The organism is Nostoc sp. 'Peltigera membranacea cyanobiont' 232 (assembly GCF_002245985.1).
Taxonomy (GTDB): Bacteria; Cyanobacteriota; Cyanobacteriia; order Cyanobacteriales; family Nostocaceae; genus Nostoc.
Genome location: NZ_NOLK01000005.1, coordinates 27844 through 49910, shown reverse-complemented (window position 1 = coordinate 49910; position 22067 = coordinate 27844). Strand labels below are relative to the sequence as shown.

At 40.8% G+C, this 22067-nt stretch carries 12 protein-coding genes; 7 read left to right on the top strand and 5 right to left on the bottom strand.

What is annotated here, in order from left to right; genetic code table 11:
- The first annotated feature begins 341 nt into the window (after positions 1-341).
- The 4 genes from CDG79_RS02985 (at position 342) to CDG79_RS02970 (ending at position 7292) form a co-directional block, all read left to right on the top strand.
- A complete protein-coding gene (locus CDG79_RS02985; RefSeq protein ID WP_094340518.1) occupies positions 342-1172 on the top strand; it encodes a peptidoglycan-binding domain-containing protein in 831 nt (276 codons plus the stop codon).
- 570 nt (positions 1173-1742) lie between these two features.
- Positions 1743-2930: a TRC40/GET3/ArsA family transport-energizing ATPase gene (locus CDG79_RS02980; RefSeq protein WP_094340516.1), complete on the top strand. Its 1188-nt coding sequence runs from the start codon at positions 1743-1745 to the stop codon at positions 2928-2930.
- 256 nt (positions 2931-3186) lie between these two features.
- Positions 3187-6498: a GAF domain-containing protein gene (locus CDG79_RS02975; protein ID WP_094340513.1), complete on the top strand. Its 3312-nt coding sequence runs from the start codon at positions 3187-3189 to the stop codon at positions 6496-6498.
- Between the two features lie 380 nt (positions 6499-6878).
- Positions 6879-7292, top strand: coding sequence for a hypothetical protein (locus CDG79_RS02970; protein WP_189524858.1), 414 nt, complete (start codon positions 6879-6881; stop codon positions 7290-7292).
- 426 nt (positions 7293-7718) lie between these two features.
- Here the strand turns inward: CDG79_RS02970 and dnaN are convergent, their stop codons facing one another.
- Complete coding sequence (gene dnaN, locus CDG79_RS02965) at positions 7719-8882, bottom strand: DNA polymerase III subunit beta (RefSeq protein WP_094327737.1); 1164 nt, start codon at positions 8880-8882, stop codon at positions 7719-7721.
- 964 nt (positions 8883-9846) lie between these two features.
- Here dnaN and CDG79_RS02960 point away from each other — a divergent pair.
- Together CDG79_RS02960 and CDG79_RS02955 are read left to right on the top strand one after the other, a co-directional pair.
- Positions 9847-10311, top strand: a complete 465-nt coding sequence (locus CDG79_RS02960) for a CYTH domain-containing protein (protein ID WP_094340507.1) — start codon at positions 9847-9849, stop codon at positions 10309-10311.
- Between the two features lie 163 nt (positions 10312-10474).
- Positions 10475-11152 carry a DUF305 domain-containing protein gene (locus CDG79_RS02955; RefSeq protein ID WP_094340504.1) on the top strand — a complete coding sequence of 226 codons (678 nt, stop codon included), beginning with the start codon at positions 10475-10477 and terminating at the stop codon, positions 11150-11152.
- Positions 11153-11448: 296 nt separating this feature from the next.
- On the opposite strand, the gene CDG79_RS02950 is transcribed toward CDG79_RS02955, so the two are convergent.
- Positions 11449-12087 carry a peroxiredoxin gene (locus CDG79_RS02950; protein ID WP_094340502.1) on the bottom strand — a complete coding sequence of 213 codons (639 nt, stop codon included), beginning with the start codon at positions 12085-12087 and terminating at the stop codon, positions 11449-11451.
- A 352-nt stretch (positions 12088-12439) separates the two neighbouring features.
- Positions 12440-13594, bottom strand: a complete 1155-nt coding sequence (locus tag CDG79_RS02945; protein WP_094340500.1) for an endo-1,4-beta-xylanase — start codon at positions 13592-13594, stop codon at positions 12440-12442.
- 527 nt (positions 13595-14121) lie between these two features.
- On the opposite strand from CDG79_RS02945, the gene CDG79_RS02935 reads away from it, so the two are divergent.
- A complete protein-coding gene (locus CDG79_RS02935; protein WP_094340656.1) occupies positions 14122-14394 on the top strand; it encodes a GlsB/YeaQ/YmgE family stress response membrane protein in 273 nt (90 codons plus the stop codon).
- Positions 14395-14698: 304 nt separating this feature from the next.
- On the opposite strand, the gene CDG79_RS02930 is transcribed toward CDG79_RS02935, so the two are convergent.
- Both CDG79_RS02930 and CDG79_RS02925 read right to left on the bottom strand, forming a co-directional pair.
- Positions 14699-18646: a helicase-related protein gene (locus CDG79_RS02930; RefSeq protein ID WP_094340494.1), complete on the bottom strand. Its 3948-nt coding sequence runs from the start codon at positions 18644-18646 to the stop codon at positions 14699-14701.
- Positions 18646-21840, bottom strand: a complete 3195-nt coding sequence (locus tag CDG79_RS02925) for a hypothetical protein (protein ID WP_094340491.1) — start codon at positions 21838-21840, stop codon at positions 18646-18648. The genes CDG79_RS02930 and CDG79_RS02925 overlap by 1 nt, the downstream gene beginning before the upstream one ends.
- Between the last annotated feature and the right edge of the window lie 227 nt (positions 21841-22067).

Below are 22067 nucleotides of genomic sequence, written 5' to 3'. Positions count from 1 at the left end.
ATATTTGACATCGCAGCTAATTTTATTTTGAATTAATTAGTGATTTATATATTCTGTTTTTTTACCTAAGAGTGAAGATGAGTTTTTATATGTTGTCAACGCCAGAGAGTCAGTTAGCTACTCTACCAGATTAATTTTGATAAGTTCATAGTGGTTAGAGCAGTAGGGGTACACAGATAGATGTGCGCCCCTGCTACGTAGTATCATCAATAGTTGAGAATAAGCGATCGCGATCGCTTATTCTTTTTACTGTATGTGTAGTTGCCTACGCCGAATGTCTCCTAGTAAAGCAACTTGTTGTCACACATCGCTTAACTTTTGGAACGCCTTGCAAATAAGATATGTTAGATTTGTTTATTTCTACTTACTTAATTTTTGTAAAACAAGATACATTAAATGGTAGTTTAGTAGCAAAGGAACCAAAAAGTATGGCTATTAGTAGCCCTGAAGTCATCCGTCATATATTGATTGGGTTGGGATATTTAGCCCCTGAGATTGATCCGAAGCCGGATCTGACTAAATTCGCTCCCTGGAAGCGCAATAATAACTCATTGACAGACGATCCTACTGAAGAAGCGATTAAAAAGTTTCAGAAACAGTACTCACAAAAACTTGTGGTAAATGGTAACGCTGATGCCGAGACTCGAACTGTAATGGAAGATACAGTCAAAGGGCTTCAGAATAGATTGAAGTTTCACGGTTTTGCAACCAATGCCGAAATTCCTCAAGACTTGCCTTTTTATGGGCCAGCTACTTATACAGCAGTCAAGAAATTTCAGAAATCTCAGGGTTTAACTGAAAATGGCATTGCCACTATTGAACAGCGTCAAATTCTACAGCAACCTAGCCTAACAGATAAGCCCCAGCCGCAGCCACAATCACAACTCAAACTGATAGATTTGTGCTTCCAATTCAAAAAGAATCCTCAAAATCCTTCTTACATCGCAGCGTTAAATAACTTACAACAAAACCTACCCAAAGACGTTTTACACAAAGTTACTAACAAATGGAGAGGGACAAACGATCAAAATCCTGAGATTGTCAAGCTGACGAATGTGTTCACTTATTATGATGACAACAATCAAAACCATCGTGATGCACTAAATCACCTACAAAGTCAGATTACCCCAGCTATTTCTCAAGCATTTTTAAGTCTTTGGAATAAAAAGTGAAGAAATGGAAATGGGATGTGTGGCAAAGTGCTGTTAGGGTTAGCGGGGCTTTAGCCCATGCTGATAACGATTACATCTGAGGTTGCTCCCGAACAAGGGGATTTTTCCCCTTGTCTCATCAAACTTAATTTTGGATCTGTATGATTTGAGGAACCTTTTTTTGATCTACTTTAGATTTGAACCTGTAGCTAATTTTATTTTCGACTAATTGGTTATTAATTTCTCTAACTATAGGTGACAGAGAGAAAAGGGCAGAATTTTTATGAACTAGCGATCGCGGCAGTTCAAGAGTAGAGGGCAGTTTTCCTCCTGCCTCCTGCCCTCTGCCTCCTGCCTTCCTTGATAAAATGACTTCTCCGATGTGGCGTTAGCTTTGTGGCGATCGCGGACTTAACTCATTCCACGGCTACGAAAACATCCCTTGGCTTCCGATATGATTTTCTTGCATTGCCGCCTGCCGATTTTTTTTTGAGTTAGACACTGTTCATACCTGGGCACAACATTTATTTTCCTTAAACAGTCGATAATGTAAATAAATGTAAAAAATTCTCAGGCAGGATAGAAGCATCTATGCGTGTAATTTTGATGACTGGTAAAGGCGGCGTGGGCAAAACTTCTGTTGCTGCTGCAACTGGACTCCGTTGCGCGGAACTAGGCTATCAGACATTGGTTTTAAGTACAGATCCCGCTCATTCCCTAGCAGACAGTTTTGACATGGAACTGGGACACGCACCCCAAAAAATTCGCCCAAATCTTTGGGGTGCAGAATTGGATGCGCTGCAAGAACTGGAGGGAAACTGGGGTGCTGTAAAACGTTACATTACCCAAGTTTTACAGGCAAGGGGTTTAGATGGGGTACAGGCAGAAGAATTGGCTATTTTACCAGGCATGGATGAGATTTTTGGCTTGGTAAGGATGAAACGCCATTACGATGAGGGTGAGTTTGATGTTTTAATTATCGACTCAGCCCCCACTGGTACTGCACTGCGCTTGCTGAGTTTACCTGAAGTCGGCGGCTGGTATATGCGCCGTTTTTACAAACCATTTCAAAACATCTCGGTAGCACTTCGCCCTCTGGTTGAACCTTTTTTTAGACCAATTGCTGGTTTCTCGCTACCAGATAAAGAGGTGATGGATGCACCTTATGAGTTTTATGAACAAATTGAAGCTCTGGAAAAAGTATTAACAGACAATACTCAAACCTCAGTGCGTCTGGTAACAAATCCCGAAAAGATGGTAATTAAGGAGTCTCTGCGTGCCCATGCTTATCTGAGTTTGTATAATGTTGCAACAGATTTAGTTGTGGCTAATCGAATTATTCCCAGCGTTGTCCAAGACCCATTTTTCCAACGTTGGAAAGAAAGTCAGGAGCAATATCGCCAGGAAATTCATGATAATTTCCACCCTCTACCTGTGAAAGAAGTTCCACTTTTTTCTGAGGAAATGTGCGGATTGGCTGCATTAGAACGCCTGAAGGAAACTCTTTATAAAGATGAAGATCCAACTCAGGTTTATTATAAAGAAACGACCATGAGAGTCGTGCAAGAGGAAAACCAATACAGCTTAGAAATTTATTTACCTGGTATTCCTAAAAACCAAGTTCAACTCAGTAAGAATGGAGATGAATTAAACATCACTATTGGCAATCACCGTCGCAACTTAGTTTTACCACAAGCCTTAGCAGCACTACAACCAGGAGGGGCAAAGATGGAAGATGACTATCTGAAAATTCGCTTTACTGACAATATAAGAGTTTAAGTTTTTTGCTTCGGCAATGTTTGACAAAAACTCAAAATTCAAAAGCAATAATCTTTTATTGTAGCTAGTACAGACGCATTTTTTTAGCGTCTGTTTTTGTGATGTTTTGATAAATTTTTATAAAAGGTAAATAAATATTTTTCTTAATGGTTTGACCGTAGTTTTACTGAAGACAAATTACTTAAATAAATCTCAAAATGGAATTAGATTTAATTATGTCAATTTTACAAATTATTAATTGATTTTGTTATAAGCAATGACCTCCAAACCTGAACAAGATTTATCCTTGTATCGTCATGAAGAAAGTTTACTCCGCCGGATTACAAACCGTATCCGACGAAGCTTAGAGTTTGAAGAAATTATCACAGTGACAACGGCAGAGGTGCGATCGCTCCTAAAAACTGACCGAGTGATGATTTACAAATTTCATGCCGATGGCAATGGTCAGGTCATTGCTGAGTCTATCTATAATAATAGTTTGCCGTCATTACTGGGGCTGAATTTCCCGGCTGATGACATTCCACTCAACGCCCGCGAACTATTTGTTAAATCACGGGTGCGTTCTGTTGTAAATGTTGATACTCAAGAAATTGGTCAAATTCACTTGCGTGACTTGGATAATGGAGAAACTATATCAGAGGAGATTCGTTACCGTTCTGTAGACTCCTGCCATATTGAATATTTGAAAGCAATGGGGGTAAAGTCCTCTGTAGTAGCCCCTATTCTTTATCAAGATCAACTTTGGGGGCTGCTGGTGTCTCATAATTCCCAAGCGCGTTTGATTTCAGAATATGAACTAGAAGCAGTACAAATGGTAGTAGATCAGCTCTCAGTAGCGATCGCTCAAAGTTCCCTGCTCACTCAAGTCCGCAAAACAGCCGAACAAGAAAGGATCGTAAATCGCATTGCTACGCTGCTGCATTCACTACCGACGATTGTATTACAACCAGCCCTAGAAGCGGCTGTTGCTGCCTTTAATGGCGTTGGTGGCAGGCTTTGCATTAGAAATGAAGCTTTTGATTTCCACAATGGCAACGTGACTAACTTAACAGAATGCTTAATACCAGGAAATACTTGTATCAAGCTTTATATCTGTGGACAGCAACCTGTGATGCCAGAACAAACTATATATCCACTCATAGAGCAGTATAGTGTCTGGCAAGAACACTACAAGTCCGGTAAATACGATGTTTGGCCGATTTTAGATATATATAACACTCCTGGCTTGCGAACTTTGCAAGTTGCTTTTCAACCAACTAAAATTCGCAGCATGTTGATGATCCCACTCCAATATCGTCAGCAGTTACTGGGCTATTTAAGTATTTTCCGCAACGAAATAGAGACAGAAACTCTATGGGCGGGGCAGTATGACAGCGATCAAAGGCAACTGTACCCCCGACAATCCTTTGAGGTTTGGCGCGAATCTAAAAAAGCACAAGCTCAAAAATGGACGGCTGAAGAAATTGAACTGGCTAGAAACTTGGGTAAACACTTTGCTTCAGCAGTTCAGCAGTATGAACTATACCAACAAGTACAAGTCTTCAATGAAAATTTAGAAAAACAAGTTAAAAGACGCATAGTTGAGTTACAACGGACATCTGAACAAGAACAGGCTGTGTTTAAAGTTATTGCCGAGATTCGAGAATCTCTGGATACAGATACTATTTTTCAAACCACTACTAAAGAAGTTTGTCAATTAATCAAAGCCGATCGCGTTTCGGTTTATCGTTTCGATTCTAATTGGGGTGGTGAATTTGTCGGGGATTTCGAGGCTGCTAGTCCATATTGGTCGAATGAGTCCGAATTAGGTATTAATACAATTTGGAATGACACCTACTTACAAGATACACAGGGAGGACGTTATCGCAACAATGAAACATTTGCAGTCGATGACATCTACAAAATGCGATTTGCTCAGTGTCATATCGACAATCTAGAGCAGTTTCAAATTCACGCTTTTGTGCTTGCGCCGATTTTTGTTGGGCAAAAACTTTGGGGTTTACTAGCAACTTATCAACACACTGGCCCCCGGCAATGGAAAACCTCTGAAGTTAACTTTCTCAGTCAGATTGCGGCTCAAATGGGGGTAGCACTCCAGCAAGCTGAATTACTGACTCAGACACGACAACAGACGTTAAATTTGCAACAGGCAGCAGAACAACAACGGGTATTGTTTGAAGTTGTGGCAAAAGTTAGGGAATCTCTCGATCTAGATGCGATTTTTCAGACAACCACCCAAGAAATCTGTAAATCATTACAAGCGGATCGAGTTGCAGTCTACCGCTTCGAGGCTGATTGGAGTGGTGAATATATCGCCGAGTTTGTGGGTGATGATTGGATAAAGTTAGTAAATTCTAATACTAATACAGTTTGGCAAGATAGCTATTTGCAGGAAACCCAAGGTGGGCGATATCGTCACAATGAAACCTTTGCAGTTGATGACATCTATGAAGTTGGACATTCTCAATGTCACGTTGCAGTTCTAGAGCAAATTCAAGCAAGGGCTTATGCGATCGCACCTATATTTATCGGACAACAGCTATGGGGCTTGCTAGCAGCTTATCAGAACTCTGCCGCCCGTCATTGGGAAGCTTCGGAAATTAAATTTATCACTCAAATTGCCAATCAGCTTGGGGTTGCGCTCCAACAAGCTCAATTGCATAATCAGACCAAAGAGCAGACAGAAAAGCTGGCTTTAGCTCTGAATGATTTAAAGCAAACTCAAACCCAACTGATCCAAACTGAGAAAATGTCCTCATTAGGTCAATTGGTAGCTGGTGTTGCTCATGAAATTAATAACCCGGTGAACTTTATTTATGGCAACATCAATCATGTTAATGATTACGCCGAAGATTTACTCGGTATATTAGACCTCTATTTGCAAAATTGTCCTAACCCCAACCCTGAGATTCGCGATCGCGCATTTGAGATAGACTTAGAATTTCTCATTGAGGATTTGCCCAAAACCTTATCTTCCATGAAAATTGGCATCGATCGCATCCGGCAGATAGTCTTGGGTTTACGGAATTTCTCCCGCCTCGATCAGGCAGAAATGAAGCCAGTTGATATTCATGAGGGCATTGATAGCACCTTGCTAATTTTGCAGCATCGCTTGAAAGCAAAACCGGAAAGTCCGGCGATTAAATTAGTTAAAGAATACAGCAACCTTCCTTTAGTAGAGTGCTATGCCGGGCCACTGAATCAGGTCTTTATGAATGTTTTGAGCAATGCGATCGATGCTCTAGAAGATTATAGAGTGTCTAGATCAAAACCTCATAGCAGTCAAATTACCATCCAGACTGCGATCGCAGAGATGGAAAGGAATGTTAAAAGCGTAGTTATTCGCATTGCGGACAATGGCCCAGGAATACCAGAAACCCTAAAGGCAAGAATTTGTGACCCATTTTTTACTACTAAACCAGTGGGTAAAGGCACTGGCTTAGGGCTATCAATTAGTTATCAAATTGTCGTAGATAAACACGGTGGTGTGTTTAAATGTGATTCTCAGCCAGGGTTAGGTACAGAATTTTGGATTGAAATTCCGGTTAAACAAATCACCAAATCGTAGAAATCAAAAACCAACTTGCATAGTCTAGCTTAAGGCAGGGTAATGCAAAATGATTCGCAATGGGTGTCAACTTAAGCCCAAGCGAATGGAATGAGGCTGTTGGTCAATTCACGATGGGTTAAATCCCTCACCCATAAAACCTTGCTGAGAGTGTTGCTTTCCAATCTGTTACAAAAAATGGCAGAGGGCACAAGGCAGAAGATTGACATATTAACTACACAGCATTGACGTAAATATAATTAAACCTTTTGTAAAACCAAGAAGTCTAAATAATGTAGACTTCATTGATTTTCTTATTCACAAATATGATCAAGCATAAAATTCGTTCGATTAGTACCTTCACAGGACTTGTAGCAGTAGTTCTAGGTAACAGTATCTCAATGACTTCAGGATCTGCGTATGCAGACTTGCCAGGAAAGCATCCTTATTACCTGCACGCGCTCACTGATTTACGTACTGCACGTTGGCTGCTGGAACATCGCTCAGGCGATGCTGCCGTTAGTGGCCAAGAAGATGTTGCTATTCAGCAGATAGATTACACTATTAACGACATTAAGAAGGCATCTATTGATGATGGCAAAGACATCCACAATCATCCAAATATCGATGTCCCCAATAATCATCCTGGACGGTTACACAAGGTAGAAGAGATATTGAACAAAGTGCATTCCGATGTGAGGCGTGAGGAAGACGATCGAGTTGCACGTGGTTTACAACATCGTTCTCTTCAGCATATCGATGCTGCACTCAAAGCGACTAAGCGTGCCGTTTACGATATTGAACATCATAGATAGAGACTGGATGGGCGAGGATAGACCTCGCCCCTGATAGCTAATTTCCTCCTTTTTAAGTCCCGTTAGGTACGATCAAATCTTAGAGGGTGTTTATAAAGTAAAAAGAAAGTTATTTTAGGGTGTGTTAGGCGCATATTTCGATCCGATTTGTCACGATAAATATGACTCTCGCACCTAACGCACCGTGTTATGAGCAGTGCGTTAGGCTCAAGTCGTAATATCATGTCCGCTTAAGGACTGATCGTGAAGACCGCAGTTCTTACTGGGGGCAGGGTGCAGGGGGAAAGAGGGTTTTCTGATTTTTGCACAGACGTGGGAATCATAACTAATTAACCGGACATGACATAACACACTCTGCTGAAGATTTACTTTATAAATGGTCTCTTAACCATAAGGCAAAGAATTTTTTGAGTTTATACTATTATTTTAACTTCTCAGCTGCACCGGCATAGCTAAATAAGTCATTTTTAAACCACCCAATGGTGTAAAAATAACTGGAGTCAGGCTTTGATTTAGATGCATTTGAATTTCAGAAGATGGTAACTCTTTTAAGCCTTCCATCAAATATTTAATGTTAAAGGCAATCTCAATGTTTTCTCCAGAAATTTGTGCCGGCATTGACTCTCTACCACTACCCACATCTTGAGCTTCACAAGACAAGGTAATTTCTTGAGCTTCGCTATCAATACTGACCTTGACAATATTATTTTTCTGATCTGCTAGCACGGCAATCCGTTCCAAAGTGCTGACGAATTGTCGCCGTTCAATTGTCACTTCTCGCTCAAATTGACGCGGGATCAATTGTCGATAAGCAGGATATTGCCCTTCTAATGTGCGACTAGTCAAGCGTTGGTTTTGCCACGCAAAGACAACTTGACCTCGATCGAAATATAAAGCTACAGGTTCATCTGATGAGGCGCTATGAGCTAGCATTCGTTGGAGTTCGCGTAATGCTCTCGCTGGTACTGTCACCTCTAATTGACTAGTTCCACCTAGAGGACGTTCGTTGTTAGTTTCTACCACTGCTAGGCGATGTCCGTCGGTAGCTGCAAATTCTAGGGTATCTTGTTTAACTGTTAAATGGACTCCTGTGAGTACTTGCTTAGTTTCATCACCACTCGTCGCAAACAATGAACCCCGTAATCCCTCAATTAATGCGGCGGTGGTGAGATGGATTACTTCGGTATTTTCAATTACAGGTAGTTCGGGAAATTCTTCAGGCCCCATTGCTCGGACTTGGTAATGTCCACTCTTGGGTGTGAGTGTGACTATTAAACCTTCTCCACTGGATGTTGCACCTGTAAGGGCTGATTCATCGTCTAAAGTGATTTCGCCTTCTGGAAGACGAGAGGTGATATCTACAAGTAACTTAGCAGGAAGTGCGATCGCACCTCCTTGCCATACCTCTGCGTTAAAGCTGGTGCGGATTCCCAAGCTGAGATCGAAGGCTGTTAAGCTGACTTGGTTAGTTTCAGCATCCGCTTGTAACAGCACATTGGCAAGTACTGGATGAGTTGGTCGTGAAGGTACTGCACGACTGACGAGTGAGAGGTTTGTACTGAGATCGCTTTGGGAGCAAACTAATTTCATAAGTCAGATTCAGCTGGTGAAGGATATCGTAACATCCTTCGCGTCCAGGAAAACTACGTAAGCTAACAGGAAAGGTAGTTTGCACCCTGCCAGTAGGCATGAATGTTATGGAGTTCATCTGTTGTCAGGGTTTTTGGTGCGATCGCTATATAAAATGTGATTTAAATAAACAAAACTATCTAAAAAAATGAATTAGGCTAAAACCCTATTCCTTCTTGTATCCTAATTCCTGCTTCCTCTTTATCCTAACAACAAATATTTTCGCCGACCTACTTAGTTATCTTAACTGTCTTAACTGTCTTAACTGTCCTTGTCTTCTCCTGCTGCTGCTGATATTAGGGAACTCCAAAAAATAAATTATTCAATTTGTCTACTCAACTAGACTTCTTTCTTCCTTGTCTCCCTTGTCTCCCTTGTCTCCCTTGTCTTCCTTGTCCCCCTTGTCCCTCTGCGACGGAATATTTTTTTACTTGGAAATCCCTTATGACGAGAGATTGTATAGCGTAAAATACGTATTTAAAAAAAGCACTATGTAGCTTTCAAAATAGTTTTATGCTGCGAGAGAAAATACAAATTTATCTGCGATTTTCTCATTCTTTAGTCTCCTTCACCTAATGGAAAAATGTTAGTGCGATCGCTCTACTAGCTACTGAGTGCCCTTGGTAGTGTTCAGAGCATTGGTATTTTGATTTTAGCGGCAATTATTCTGAAATTAGTAGGCTATTGCTTTAAGGTAGCTTGCATTCGAGCTAAAAATATTGAACAAAGTACTACCGACGATCAAAGTATTGATACTTTCTTTAACAACCTCTTAGAATTAAGGTAAGTTTTTGTAAACTTGTAATAATGATAGGATGTCGAATATGAGTTGCTTGTAGCTTTGGAGTTGGTGTTTCAAAGACAACAACTCTACTACATCAGCCCTCTTTATTCATAGTCTTTTTTTAGCGAAGGTATTGTAAAAATGGCGAAAGAAATAGAGCGGAAATATTTAGTTAGAGGAGATAGTTGGAGAGGATTAGCCGAGGGTAGTGTATATCGTCAAGGATACATTGCCACACAAGACAAAACAACTGTATGTATACGTATAGTAGGTGAAAAAAGTTATTTGACCATTAAGGGCCCCAGTATCAAATATTCGAGATTAGAGTTTGAGTATCCTATTCCTGTGAAAGATGCTCAAGAAATACTTGAGACATTATGTGAACGTCCCTTTATAGAAAAAGTCAGATATAAAATCGAGTTTGGTGGTTTGATTTGGGAAATAGATGAGTTTGACGGTGTTAACAAAGGATTAATATTAGCAGAAGTTGAACTCAATGATGAAAATCAACAAATTGAACTACCAAACTGGATTGGACAAGAAGTTTCCGATGACTCCAGATATTTTAACAGCAATTTAGTAAAACACCCTTTTTCACAATGGTAATGGCGAAAAAATTGTGAACATCCCAATTTTGTAAAAAGACTTAACGAATATAATATAGACTTCATACGGGTGGTTTAATTCGCTGGGGATTGCTCCTAATTTCATTTCTGGCTGCCAAACTAATAAGTAAATATAGAAATAGGAAACTTATTAGGTGAGACTGATGCAACTGCTATTTTTGAAGAATGGCTTTTTAGCGTTAACCTTTAGTGCGATCGCTTCAGTAGGTGGGTTAATCACAGGCTGTACTAGCACTGCTTCCCAGAACCAAAGCCAAGGGCCAGAAGCAACCGCCACCACTGCTAATGACAAGCAGATGATGAATCACAGCATGGGAATGGATTTAGGCCCAGCCGATACTAATTTTGATTTACGATTTATCGACGCTATGATACCGCACCATCAAGGGGCTGTGGAAATGGCTAAAGAAGCACAGGTGAAATCAAAACGTCCTGAAATCAAAAAACTCGCAGACAATATTATCAAATCGCAAAACCAAGAAATCACTCAGATGAAGCAGTGGCGACAAGGTTGGTATCCCAAGGCGGGAGATAAACCAATGGCTTACAACAGCCAAATGGGTCACATGATGGAGATGTCGTCCGATCAAATGAAAGGCATGATGATGAGTCAGGATTTAGGTGCAGCTGATTCTGAGTTTGATTTGCGCTTTATAAATGCGATGATTCCTCACCATGAAGGGGCTGTAAAAATGGGACAAGATGCTTTAAGTAAGTCTAAGCGTCCTGAAATCAAGAAATTAGCCCAAGAAATTGTTAAAGCGCAAGAGGTAGAGATTAAAGAAATGCAGCAATGGCGAAAAGCCTGGTACAACAAGTAATCCGTAATTTCAGTAGATCGAAAACTTTTGGAGGTTGACGAAAGAATCAGGGTTTCATATCAAGTTCGCATAATTAGTTATAATTCCCACAGTCATTACACCCCACACGCCAGATGATCCACTTGGAGAGACCCCTTCTCTACGAGACGCTCCGCGAAGGCGCTAGCCTCTCCCTTTGGGAGAAGACCGCACTGGCTCCCCTTAGTCCCCTCCCGAAGAGCGGGGAGGGGAGACAAAGCGTAGCTTTGGCGGGGTGGGGTTCTTCGGGTTTAATAAGTAATCAAGCGAACATGATATTACTTGTTAGGCTGAGGAGTTAACCGCAGATATGGTTTGACTTCCTGGTAGCCTTTGGGGAATTTTTCTTTGAGTACTTCTGGATCTTTGAGTGAGGGGACAATTACAACATCCTCTCCATCTTTCCAGTCAGCTGGTGTCGCCACGCTGTAATTATCAGTCAATTGCAGAGAATCAATCACCCGTAAAAGTTCGTCAAAGTTGCGTCCCGTGCTGGGAGGATAGGTAAAAGAGAGACGGAGTTTCTTATTGGGGTCAATCACGAAGACCGAGCGCACTGTCACAGCCGCATTAGCATTGGGGTGGATCATGTCGTAAAGGTCAGCAACCTTGCGATCTGCATCCGCCAAAATTGGGTAATTAAGAGTGGTGTTTTGAGTTTCTTCAATGTCTCCCACCCAGCCTTTATGAGATTCTACGTCATCAACGCTGAGTGCGATCGCTTTGACATTACGCTTGTCAAATTCTGGTTTTAGCTTGGCAACTGTGCCGAGTTCTGTTGTGCAAACAGGTGTAAAATCAGCAGGGTGAGAGAACAGCACAACCCAGCTGTCACCTGCCCATTGATAAAAATCGATGTCGCCGTGTGTTGAGGCTTGCGTAAAGTTGGGTACTGTGTCACCTAGACGGAGAGCCATGTGAGATTCCCTGTAGTTAGAAAGGCATATATATTCTAGTATGCCATCATGACATAAAACCCCGATTTCCCAATCGGACTTTAGCAGTTTGAAACAAAATTTTAGGTTGTCGGCGTTCTCAGATAAAGGACGAAAGAGAGATGAAAACTATTGACTAAAATACACATATATGCTCTTAGTTAATATGTTTTCCCTATAGGTTTTTCCTTACATAGAGGATTGCCAATATCAGGGCGATAGCTGACTACAAGCTATTGCAAGTCTAGCCTGATTGAGTTGCAACATTTCCACATTATTATTGCAGAATTATGATAAACTTTCTCTGGCATAAATACAATATTTTGAGAAGTTTCTAAGTTGCTTGCTGAAAAGCTTGGGCAATAGCATTGCGGGCAAGTTTAGGTTGTAAGTTGCGATCGTAGGGAAGCGGACGCAAAAATTGCTGGCGACTTCGATCGGCTTTAAATTTTGCTGGCATGTAATTGAGATCGCGTATCCAGCTATAACGATCGGTAATCCCCCATGTAATCACAGTATCAACATTAGCCGCAAAGCATAAATCGAGATATCGCGTGTAACTGTCAGCTACCATCCGGTCTAACTCTTGGATAGTGTTGGGTAATGGGAAATCAATGATAATATCTAATTCCGTAATTACTGGTTTCACTTGCAGATCGTTAAGTCTTTTTAAGACAGAACTAAATCCTTTAGCATCAAAAGGGTATGCAGTAGAAAACCATAGATGCGATTCCAGACCTGCGCCGTCGATTTTAGCTCCATTATTCTTTAAGTATTCGAGCAATGCTAACCATCGGTCTGCTCTCCATGAAGCGCCTTCCATGCTACTATCGTTTAGGTAAAATAGCTTAGTACTATCAACTGAAGCTGCAAATTTAAACAATTCCAGAATATATTCCGGTGTTAATCCTGGAAGTAAACCATAGATAGCATCATTGGTTTGATTTGGATTAGCAGCGATAATTTCATTAGCAATATCCCAAGACTTTAAAACGGGGCTATTCTTATAATGTCCCATGACCCCAGTAACATGTTCTTGGAGTTGTTGCATTGTAGGGGGAAAAGAAACCCAGCTAGGTAATGCCTGATTCCAAAGAAGAGTATGACCGTGCAATTCTATATTATATTTTTGGCAGAAATCAGCAATTACATCTGCTGACTTAAAGGTAAATACTCCTGGCGATGGTTCAGTGGCGTTCCATTTTAATTCACCATTCGGTGTCGCAATCGAACATTCACGAGCGAGTAGGGCAGCATAACCTGCGTCTTTTTGTAAAGCGACACTATCAATTGCTGCGCCATAAAGTTTTCCTTTGGTAGCAGCTAATTGCCGAAGGGGAGAATTTACATTTGTACTTATATAACTTGCCATAGCAACATTAGTGCTATGCCCTTCTTTTTGATTCTCCTTTTGTAAAACCCCCATACTCAATAAAGCAGAAAGGGTTGTGTATCCTGCATTTTTTAAAAGTTTTCTCCGAGAAAGCATAAATTTTCGTCCATTTTCACAACGGTTGATTGTCGAATATGCAACGCCAGAACAGTTGCTATAAATTGTTCTTGCGTTAACCCTAAAGCAAGTCGCAAGTTATGAATATCTCCCAGGACTCTGGCTGTTTGATGTTCAAGGGGTTTTTGATAGCAATCTAACCATGCGAAATCTGAGCTTCCATCAGTAAATACGCGCAATTTGTGTTTTTTTAGTAAAATTTCTTGCTTGAATGAATGAAGGGAGTTTTTTAAGTGATGCCGAACTTGAATTCAAAGAGGAAAGCCAGGGTGCGATCGGATATGATTCCGATAGCTTATCTTTCTGTGCTAGCTTCTGGCTTGGACTGAGCTTCTTGTGCTTCGTCTATCGACTGGGGGCGCATTGGAATTAGGGGAGTTCATCACGAGAAGTAACAGCATTCATCCTCAAGACTATTAATAATTGATTCTGCTGGTAGATTGAATATCAATGTTTGGATTGCTATTGTGTATTTGTTAGTACAAAACGTTACTCAAATTAAAACAATGAATATTCTTGCTTGGATTGTTTTAGGTCTAATTGCTGGTGCTATTGCAAAGGCTATCTACCCCGGTCATCAAGGCGGCGGAATCTTAGCAACAATCTTATTAGGAATTATCGGTGCTTTTATTGGTGGTAGTTTGGGTGTATTTTTCAGTACAGGAACCTTGACATTAGCCGCCCCCACTTTGAGCATTCCTGGTATTGCAGTAGCGGTTCTTGGCGCAATTGTCGCTGTTTTCTTGTGGAATGTGTTAACTAGCCGCAGTGCTTTGTAAGAAATTAAATTTGAATTAATTAATAGTAAAAATCAGGGAACTCATTTGACTATATTTTATCCCTGAATTGAAATAAAACAATAGCGCTTACCTATATTTAGGTAGGCGCTATTATTTGCAGTAACGTTTACAAGTTGCTAAACACTCACAAAAGAAACTTCCGTTCAAACTCTTGAATCGCCCTTGTCTCCTCCCACTTTTAAGAGCATGAATGGTAAAGCTTGGTAATCTCCAGTGGTGATAGAAATTCCTGTAAGTTTGGATTGCAAGCAACACCGAACTGAAGTGCCGCATTAATTATTTTTTAGCCTGTTTTTTTGTTTAAATAACTATTTTTATCTGCTTCATCTTCAAGCAAGATGGTATTGAGAAGATTTAATTCACTGGATGCCATAAAGTAGCGATCGCTAAAAACTGTTTCTAATTGTGCAAAAATCCGTCTACCTGCCACAGCTACCCAAGGAAATGTGCGATAGTGAGGTACTACGGGTACGATCAAGCCTTGAGGAGTTAGAGAACGTCCTAGCGCACTTCTCCAAGCTTGGGGATCTTGTAATACCTGTTGGCGGGTGTCATCTTCTGATTGTTCATTCCAGAAATGGGGATAATCTAGAGGTAAGCCAATAACTATGTTTTTAGTTTTTAATGCTTGACGTGTGGAAGATTCAATCACAAATCCTTCTTGTTCCCGACTCAATAGTTTATACAGTTCGTTGGCAGGACGTTTGAGTTTTGAGGGAAATTTGAACTTCTGGCTTTCGGCAATTTCTTTTAGCGATCCTAAAAGACGACTGCTATTTTGTTTAACATCAGCTTTCCATGCTTCAAAGCTAAATATTTCTTCAGTTTGGCGATCGCTCCAGTCTTCTATCCAGAAAGGGCCGATACAAGTTAGATTATCCGGTATCTTTAGCTCGTCATTATCTAAAGATGGTAATAATCGGCTCGAAATCCTAGAGACAGTTTTGACTAAAGCTTGTAAAGTTTGATAATTTGCATAGGACTTAGCATTTCTCTCTAATGATTGACCTCTCAAGTCAAAATGTTTAAAGATGTTTCCAGTTAACAGCTCCGCTCTTTTCACAATTTTTTTTGCTTCTTGAGGATGACTATCGCTGATAAAAATTTTGGCTTCACGCAAGAAATCTAAGACATCATCAGACATTAAACGCAGCAATTCTTCATCGCCAACAGAGCCAACTGGGACAAATGCAATTCGGTTTTTATTAAGTCCGGCATCACCTTTGATGCGGGTGTGAATTGTAGAGCGCAACATTACCAGCAAAGTCAATAAATCGCTGGACTGACGCAACCATAGTCTTTTGGGGTCAATATCCTCTCTTTCAATGATGAAATCATTGATTAGCATAACTAACCGTCTATCTTTGCCATCTCCAGAAACTTCCATTCCGGTTTCTGGATCTGCATACATTCCTCGACCGCGGTAAATTAATTGCGCGACTTCCATTAAAGCGGCTTCAATATTAAATCTGGGAATTGCAGCTATAATGCAATCTGTTTTCGGGAAAGAAACACCTCTTGCGCCTGAAGAAGTCATAAGGAAAACTCGAACTTCATCGCGTCGTGGCGGCTTGACTAATTTCAATCGCCGATCGGGTGATACACTTTGATCCAAAACCTCCACCTGTTCTCTGTTTACCAGAGCTTCTTTACCAGTGGTCAATTTTTCCTGCAACTGACGCAGAAAAGCTTTATCCTGAGCAAAGAAAATTAACTGCTCTGCTCCCTGTTGTAACCCACCCTTGATTTCTAAGTAGGCATTTGTTAGCGATTCCTCTTCTGATTTTTCTCGAATTGCTTGTCTAATCGTCTGCTCTGTGCCGTCACTGTTTTGACCTGGTTTAATGGGCGATAGTCTAATACTGTAGTCAATACTGAGTTTACTGGCGGGATAGCTATTTGTCATGACGTGTAGCGTTGGGTGTTTTCTGAGGCCAATTTTTGTATCAGTGCCTGTCACCCGAAACGGCGCTTCACCTCGACTTTGACTTATTAGAACTTTATCAGGAGCGCGATCGCCTGAGTTCAAAAATCTATCCAACACAACTTCATTGCTGAGTGAGGCATCAGCAAGAATCAGCACAATTTTAAACGGAGATGGATTTGTATCAAAAGGTTTAATAAATTGCTGTTCCAACCATTCTGCTACCTTACGGACAAAGGGCGCTCCTGCACCATCACCAGCCAGTTCATCTACCATGACAACTATAGTGGGAATCCGCGCTGCAAATGCTGAACGTTCCTTTTTTCCAGCTTGAGTATCGGCTTTTTTTAGAAATAAGTTGTTGAAGGCATTAACTGTGGTTGATTGATTGTTGAGCGTCCGATAACCTTGAATAGCAGCAGTCATCACTAGTTGATTAACCTGCGGGTTGGCTTCTAGCAATTTGCGGGCTGACTTTGCTATCGTACCCAATACACCAGGACTGTAAAGAGATTCTATGCTGTAATCTCTTTCGTTGAGACGACGTTTAATCTTATTCGAGCCTGCTTCGTTGCAAGTAATATCATGTTCTTGTTTTGGGGTTAGGAAGAAGATACTGCCAAGAGGACGTGTGAGATTTTCAATACCATCAACAAGAACAGCACTATCGATACTCTGAGGTGGAAAATTGTTTTGCTCAACCTGTTTTTTATACCATTCGGGAGCTGCATCAATCAAATTTTTATTGCTGGTGATGGTTAATATCCCAGTGGGTTGCTCGTTTTCTCTAGCAAGTTTGTCGGTAACATCTCGATTAATGACAACTCGCGGACTGAGATACAAAAATAAGAAACCTCGATCCTGCTGCTTGAGAAATTTCATCACAGCAGTAGTTTTACCAATACCTGGATTTCCTTCCAAAGCTAGGACGTTAATTTTACCAACTTGAGCAGAAGTTATACCAGCAAATACTGCTGCCTGGTGTACTTGTCGCAGAGGAATTGTTGCCTTATCGGGATTGATTTCATTGATACAATCGGCAATTGGGGTAACAGGGTTGCCTCCAAAGAACTCAAGTAATGCGTCGTTGTCTTCAATAGATGCGATCGCCTCAGCCTTGCTAATTTCACCCATTGGGTTGTAAAAATCCGTCACATTCTCCTGAAAGAGAAAGTGAGAGTATTGACCTAAAGTTGGCTTTTCAGCTAGATGTTGTGCTTGTTCTTTAAAAGCAGAGGGTAGCGATCGCACTAGCTTTGTGAACACCAAATGAATTTCTGCATCTAGATCGAGTGGCACATCATCATTTGAATGTTTAGTATTACGATATGCTTTTCCCAATGATTGCATTAACTTGGCTCTAGTATCTGGTTCAGGTTCCACACCGAAGAATTGAGCCGTAAGACTTTCAATACCATTGGATGTGACAGCGATCGCTCTAGCGTGACAACTTCCTTCTAATCGCTTATGCACGCGTAACAGATGAATCAGGCGATCGGTATAAGATGATGCCTGACAGAGCTTAAATAATGGTTTATCTTGACCACTAAATGCTGAAAGAAAATTTTCTAACCTTTTAGAAAGTAAAAACTCTTCACCTTCAACCTCTGCACAAACTCTAGAGAAGACCCCTCGTGATTCAATGTAACGGGCATAGCGACTCATTTCTTCTCTATGAGGGGCTTCTTTTTGAAAATCTGCAAATTTGAGGGGTGCGTTATACGAAAATTCCAGGCAGATAATTAAATTCTCAATTTTTTTGTGTTTTGGATCTTTTGATTGGAAGAGGTCAGTTTTGCCATCTTTGGGTGGACTAGATTCGTTGGACAGCCATAAAATAAAATCGGCTCTGGCTGGTTGTCCTCGGTTGACTAAGTTCTCGTCTGGTTTTCCTGGTAGTTTGAAAGCTTCTTGAAATGCTTTTGCTGTCTCTTCTTTTTCTTCATCCCGTTGCATTTGCTGTTCTGGCAGTGTCAACGGACACCAAATTGCTTCTAGTTTAGGTTGTCTAATTTGACTGTGCTTGAGACACTCACGCATTGCTGTCCAACCTAAACCATAGCCGAGTACCAGCAGATGACGCAGCATTGTTTCCACCCATTCTTTGTTATTGGGATCTGTTATTTTGAATGCTTTCACCAATTGCTGGGAGACATCTGCATTTTTGTGAGATTGCCAAGGCTGGAGAACAGGATGATCGTTCAACAGTAAGTTTCTGTGAATCAACTGTTGTAAAACACCGCGTTTAACAGCAATTTCAAATACCTGCCCCCAAATAGAGGCTTGTTGTAGAAGGGATGATTCCATTACTTTCTGTGCAGAACTTGAGAAACGTGGGTAAGTACAGCGCGATAATTAAGTAATACCTGTCCTTTGCGGCGTGTATGAAGAACTTTGACTTCACCAGCCTCTTCAACTGTATTAGGCGATATCCAACTAAATGGATCTAGTACTGGGATCAGTTGACCTTTTTGCACACCTCGTTCAGCTTCAATAAAATGCAAGCCCCGTAGTACAGCTAGTAAGCAGTCATGAATAGGAGACTTTTGTTCTGGATTTATCAAATGCAGACGAGCGCGTTCAGTCCAGTTGATATCGCTAACTTTTGCATCCGATACTAGAAAATAAATGCAGAAACCAGATTGTATGCGCTCTTCTGCTTGAATAGCATAAAGTGTGGCAAAAGTATAAACCGGAATGAAATCACGAAAATCGTCTGCTCTAACGGAGCGCTGAAAATTTGAATGATCTCCAGCTTGCAAAATTTCAAATGCTGCTTCATTGTATCCGCGATCGCGCAAGCGTGTAGCCGGAAATACATCCCTTACCATTGGGTAAATGTTGATATCAGGAAACGTTTGAGAGACTTCTTCTAAAAATTCTGTATCTCTTAAAGAAGAATTGTAATTTGCGGCTCGATTAATGCGGCGATCGCCATAGGCATGAGCTAATAAAATAATGTGCTGACATCCTTGGGCTTTAAGGTGACGAATTTCTTCTTGAACTAGGCGTTGCGTTTTCAGTTGTTCTGGAGAATCAAGCACATCAGACTGCATCCGTTCTCTTTTGAGTTCATAACCTTGAAACGGTTCATTAACAGCTGTAGCAATATAACTTTGAGTGAGAAAAAGATAAGCCTTTTCACTATCATTGGGAAAATTTCCCTCATTACAGGGACGGCTGGCGTATGAAATTAAACCAATCTTGCGGACTGAATCGGAACCTGGGCTACTGATGCAAATTGGAAACGCACTTAACAGCGCCTTAAAAGTGCCGGATTTAATAAATTTTGTCGTATCAGTTTGTTTCGCCAGATTTTCCAGAATTAGTCCCTGCATTCGGATTGGGGTATCTTCAGCTAGTATGGCTTCTAAGGTTTGGGCAGCTGCATAAATATAAGCATCGCCGCTCTTCTCCTTCTCATCATTGTTATCATCTAGTTCTTTCCCCTTTTCTTGCAACCGCAGCATTAAGGTTGTAAAATCAACCGATTTCTCCTGATCGCGTTGTTGCAATCGTCTAATGATACGCCACAAACAGCAGTAAACTAGCACAGCAAAGGCAGTAACGGCGGCGGCATGATACTGCTTTTTTTCCTCAGAGCCTTTTGTATCTGGTTGCCGCTTCACCGTTTTAACATCGTATTCCACTATGACTGCTGCTGGTAATACCCATCCAGCAGCCTTAGAAGCATTTGTCGAAAGTTCATAAGTCCATTGATCGTCTTTCTTCTCCCAAGAACGAGGAACCCAACAAACTTGGAGGAGTTTCTGTGGTAATAAACGCTTTGCCCACAATTGGCTAAGTGTATCTTTAGTTTTTAAGTCATACTCCGAAAGCTCGGCAGTAACTTTAACTGAGAAAAGAAGTCCTGATGTTGCTGGTTGCTCACAAATTTCAATATGTTTGAACCATTCAACCTTTTCGCTGGAATTTTCTTGTGGCTCTACAAGCAACTTTCTCACACCTAATGTTGCCCCTTCTAGCCGATCCCAATTAATGATGCTGCTTTTTACACAGATGAATTGTTGTGAGGAGCGATCCTGAACTTGAGATATGACTTTTTGGTTCCTGTCGCGCAGTACTTCTTTCAGAGCCTTAGCAATTGACTTCATTGACTCAGAGCGTTCCTGTAATTCTTCTAAAGTCTGGCGAATAGCTTCTGTACCCTGCGATTTAAAATTTGCTAGGAGTTGATTCACCACATCTGTTAGTGATTCTTTAGTTAGCGGTTCCTCGTCCTTTTTGGGAACGACGACTGCCAAAAAGATCAGTTGAGCTAAACGACGACAAATTTCCCAAGGTTTTTGTAAGGACGATTCATCATTACTCAGTAAATATTCTCTAATTTGATCGAGTCGTACTTCAAAAGCAGGTTTGCCTAATTCTGGATTTTGCCCATTGACTCGAAAACGATAACTTACTTCACGCTCTACTTGATTTTTAGTCTTTTGCTCGAAAATTTGAGTTTTCCACTCAGGCCAAACAGCTAGACAATAATAAAAGGTCGCTTTGCTAAGTTCATCTGCCAAATCGAACTCTGCTGCACTACCGAAATGAGCCGTTAAATCAACCGTATAGCCTTCTTCCTTAGCAGATTCAACTAGAGTGAGTATTCGATTGACATACTCTACTAAAAGTTGGTAATCTGGGTCGTTGCTTGAACGGGCATTTTCTGCGATCGCTTCCATAATCCGAAAGCTAATTGTCAATCGGACTCGTGACAATGCTTCGTCGTCTATAAAATTTAAAAAACGCTGGATTTGGCTATCATATCGATTTTTTTCTTCTTTCAAAGTTGCGATCGATGAATTAACATCATCTTCATCGTTGCCAAGTTCGTTTTCTAAATATTCTGTGGCAGCACTGCACATTTGCTCAAAATAATCAGTATTTTCAACTCGTTCACGCGCACAAATAACCGTCGCCACAGACTTGTTATCTTTAGTATCTCCAGATTGAAATGCTAGATGTACGAGGTTGGCAGTATTGGCTATATTTTGGAAAGATGTACCTGCTTTTTTAGCAAGATGTTTGAGTTGCTGTTCAGCTTCATCTAACAGCAATGTCGATAATAAGCTTTCGGAAGGCACAGCAGTATTCAGTGCTTGATCAATAGCAGCCATTAATCTGTCTATTGCACCAGGTAACTTTGTAGCATTACCATCACTCAAACAGCCGCCAACGCGCGACCTGTTGCCGTATGATGGCATCGATAAATTTTGAATAAATCCACTGCCTGGAGCAGGGTTAAAAGCCTCTCTAAATTTAGGTTGTGCAAATAGCCGATACATAACGGCTGAAGTACTTATTCTCAGGCGTTTATTTTGCTTCTCATCAAATTCAAACAGCTGCATCCCTTTAGGGTTTAGCTGGTTAGTATTTGCCTGATTACTGCTAGGAGAAATAGCTTGAGCAAGTAACTCTATGACTGTAGCGAGGTCAATAGAAGACTTAAGCGAACGCGGTTCAACGTTAGCGCCAGTACCTTGTGAAGGCATAATTATTTCCTTGGTAATTTTCAGTCTCACGACTGCTTCATTTGCCTGAACTTTACAGTCTCAGCAAATGGACTCTGTATTTTTAATATCTTAAATGTGTCTAATCTGTCAAGATAAATATGTTTTACGTTTCTAATACTTTTTTTAAGATTTTTTACACAAATAATTTTTTAAATGATAATGTGTATCTTTGAAAAGATCAGGGGAAACTTAATGAATATAAATTT

Bases quoted from the DNA above. Each gene is read 5' to 3' on its own strand.
- CDG79_RS02970 (WP_189524858.1), top strand. From the start codon at position 6,879: ATGACTTCAGGATCTGCGTATGCAGACTTGCCAGGAAAGCATCCTTAT.
- CDG79_RS02955 (WP_094340504.1), top strand. From the start codon at position 10,475: ATGCAACTGCTATTTTTGAAGAATGGCTTTTTAGCGTTAACCTTTAGT.
- CDG79_RS02945 (WP_094340500.1), bottom strand. From the start codon at position 13,594: ATGCTTTCTCGGAGAAAACTTTTAAAAAATGCAGGATACACAACCCTT.
- CDG79_RS02960 (WP_094340507.1), top strand. From the start codon at position 9,847: ATGGCGAAAGAAATAGAGCGGAAATATTTAGTTAGAGGAGATAGTTGG.
- CDG79_RS02980 (WP_094340516.1), top strand. From the start codon at position 1,743: ATGCGTGTAATTTTGATGACTGGTAAAGGCGGCGTGGGCAAAACTTCT.
- dnaN (WP_094327737.1), bottom strand. From the start codon at position 8,882: ATGAAATTAGTTTGCTCCCAAAGCGATCTCAGTACAAACCTCTCACTC.
- CDG79_RS02935 (WP_094340656.1), top strand. From the start codon at position 14,122: ATGAATATTCTTGCTTGGATTGTTTTAGGTCTAATTGCTGGTGCTATT.
- CDG79_RS02925 (WP_094340491.1), bottom strand. From the start codon at position 21,840: ATGCCTTCACAAGGTACTGGCGCTAACGTTGAACCGCGTTCGCTTAAG.
- CDG79_RS02975 (WP_094340513.1), top strand. From the start codon at position 3,187: ATGACCTCCAAACCTGAACAAGATTTATCCTTGTATCGTCATGAAGAA.
- CDG79_RS02930 (WP_094340494.1), bottom strand. From the start codon at position 18,646: ATGGAATCATCCCTTCTACAACAAGCCTCTATTTGGGGGCAGGTATTT.
- CDG79_RS02985 (WP_094340518.1), top strand. From the start codon at position 342: ATGTTAGATTTGTTTATTTCTACTTACTTAATTTTTGTAAAACAAGAT.
- CDG79_RS02950 (WP_094340502.1), bottom strand. From the start codon at position 12,087: ATGGCTCTCCGTCTAGGTGACACAGTACCCAACTTTACGCAAGCCTCA.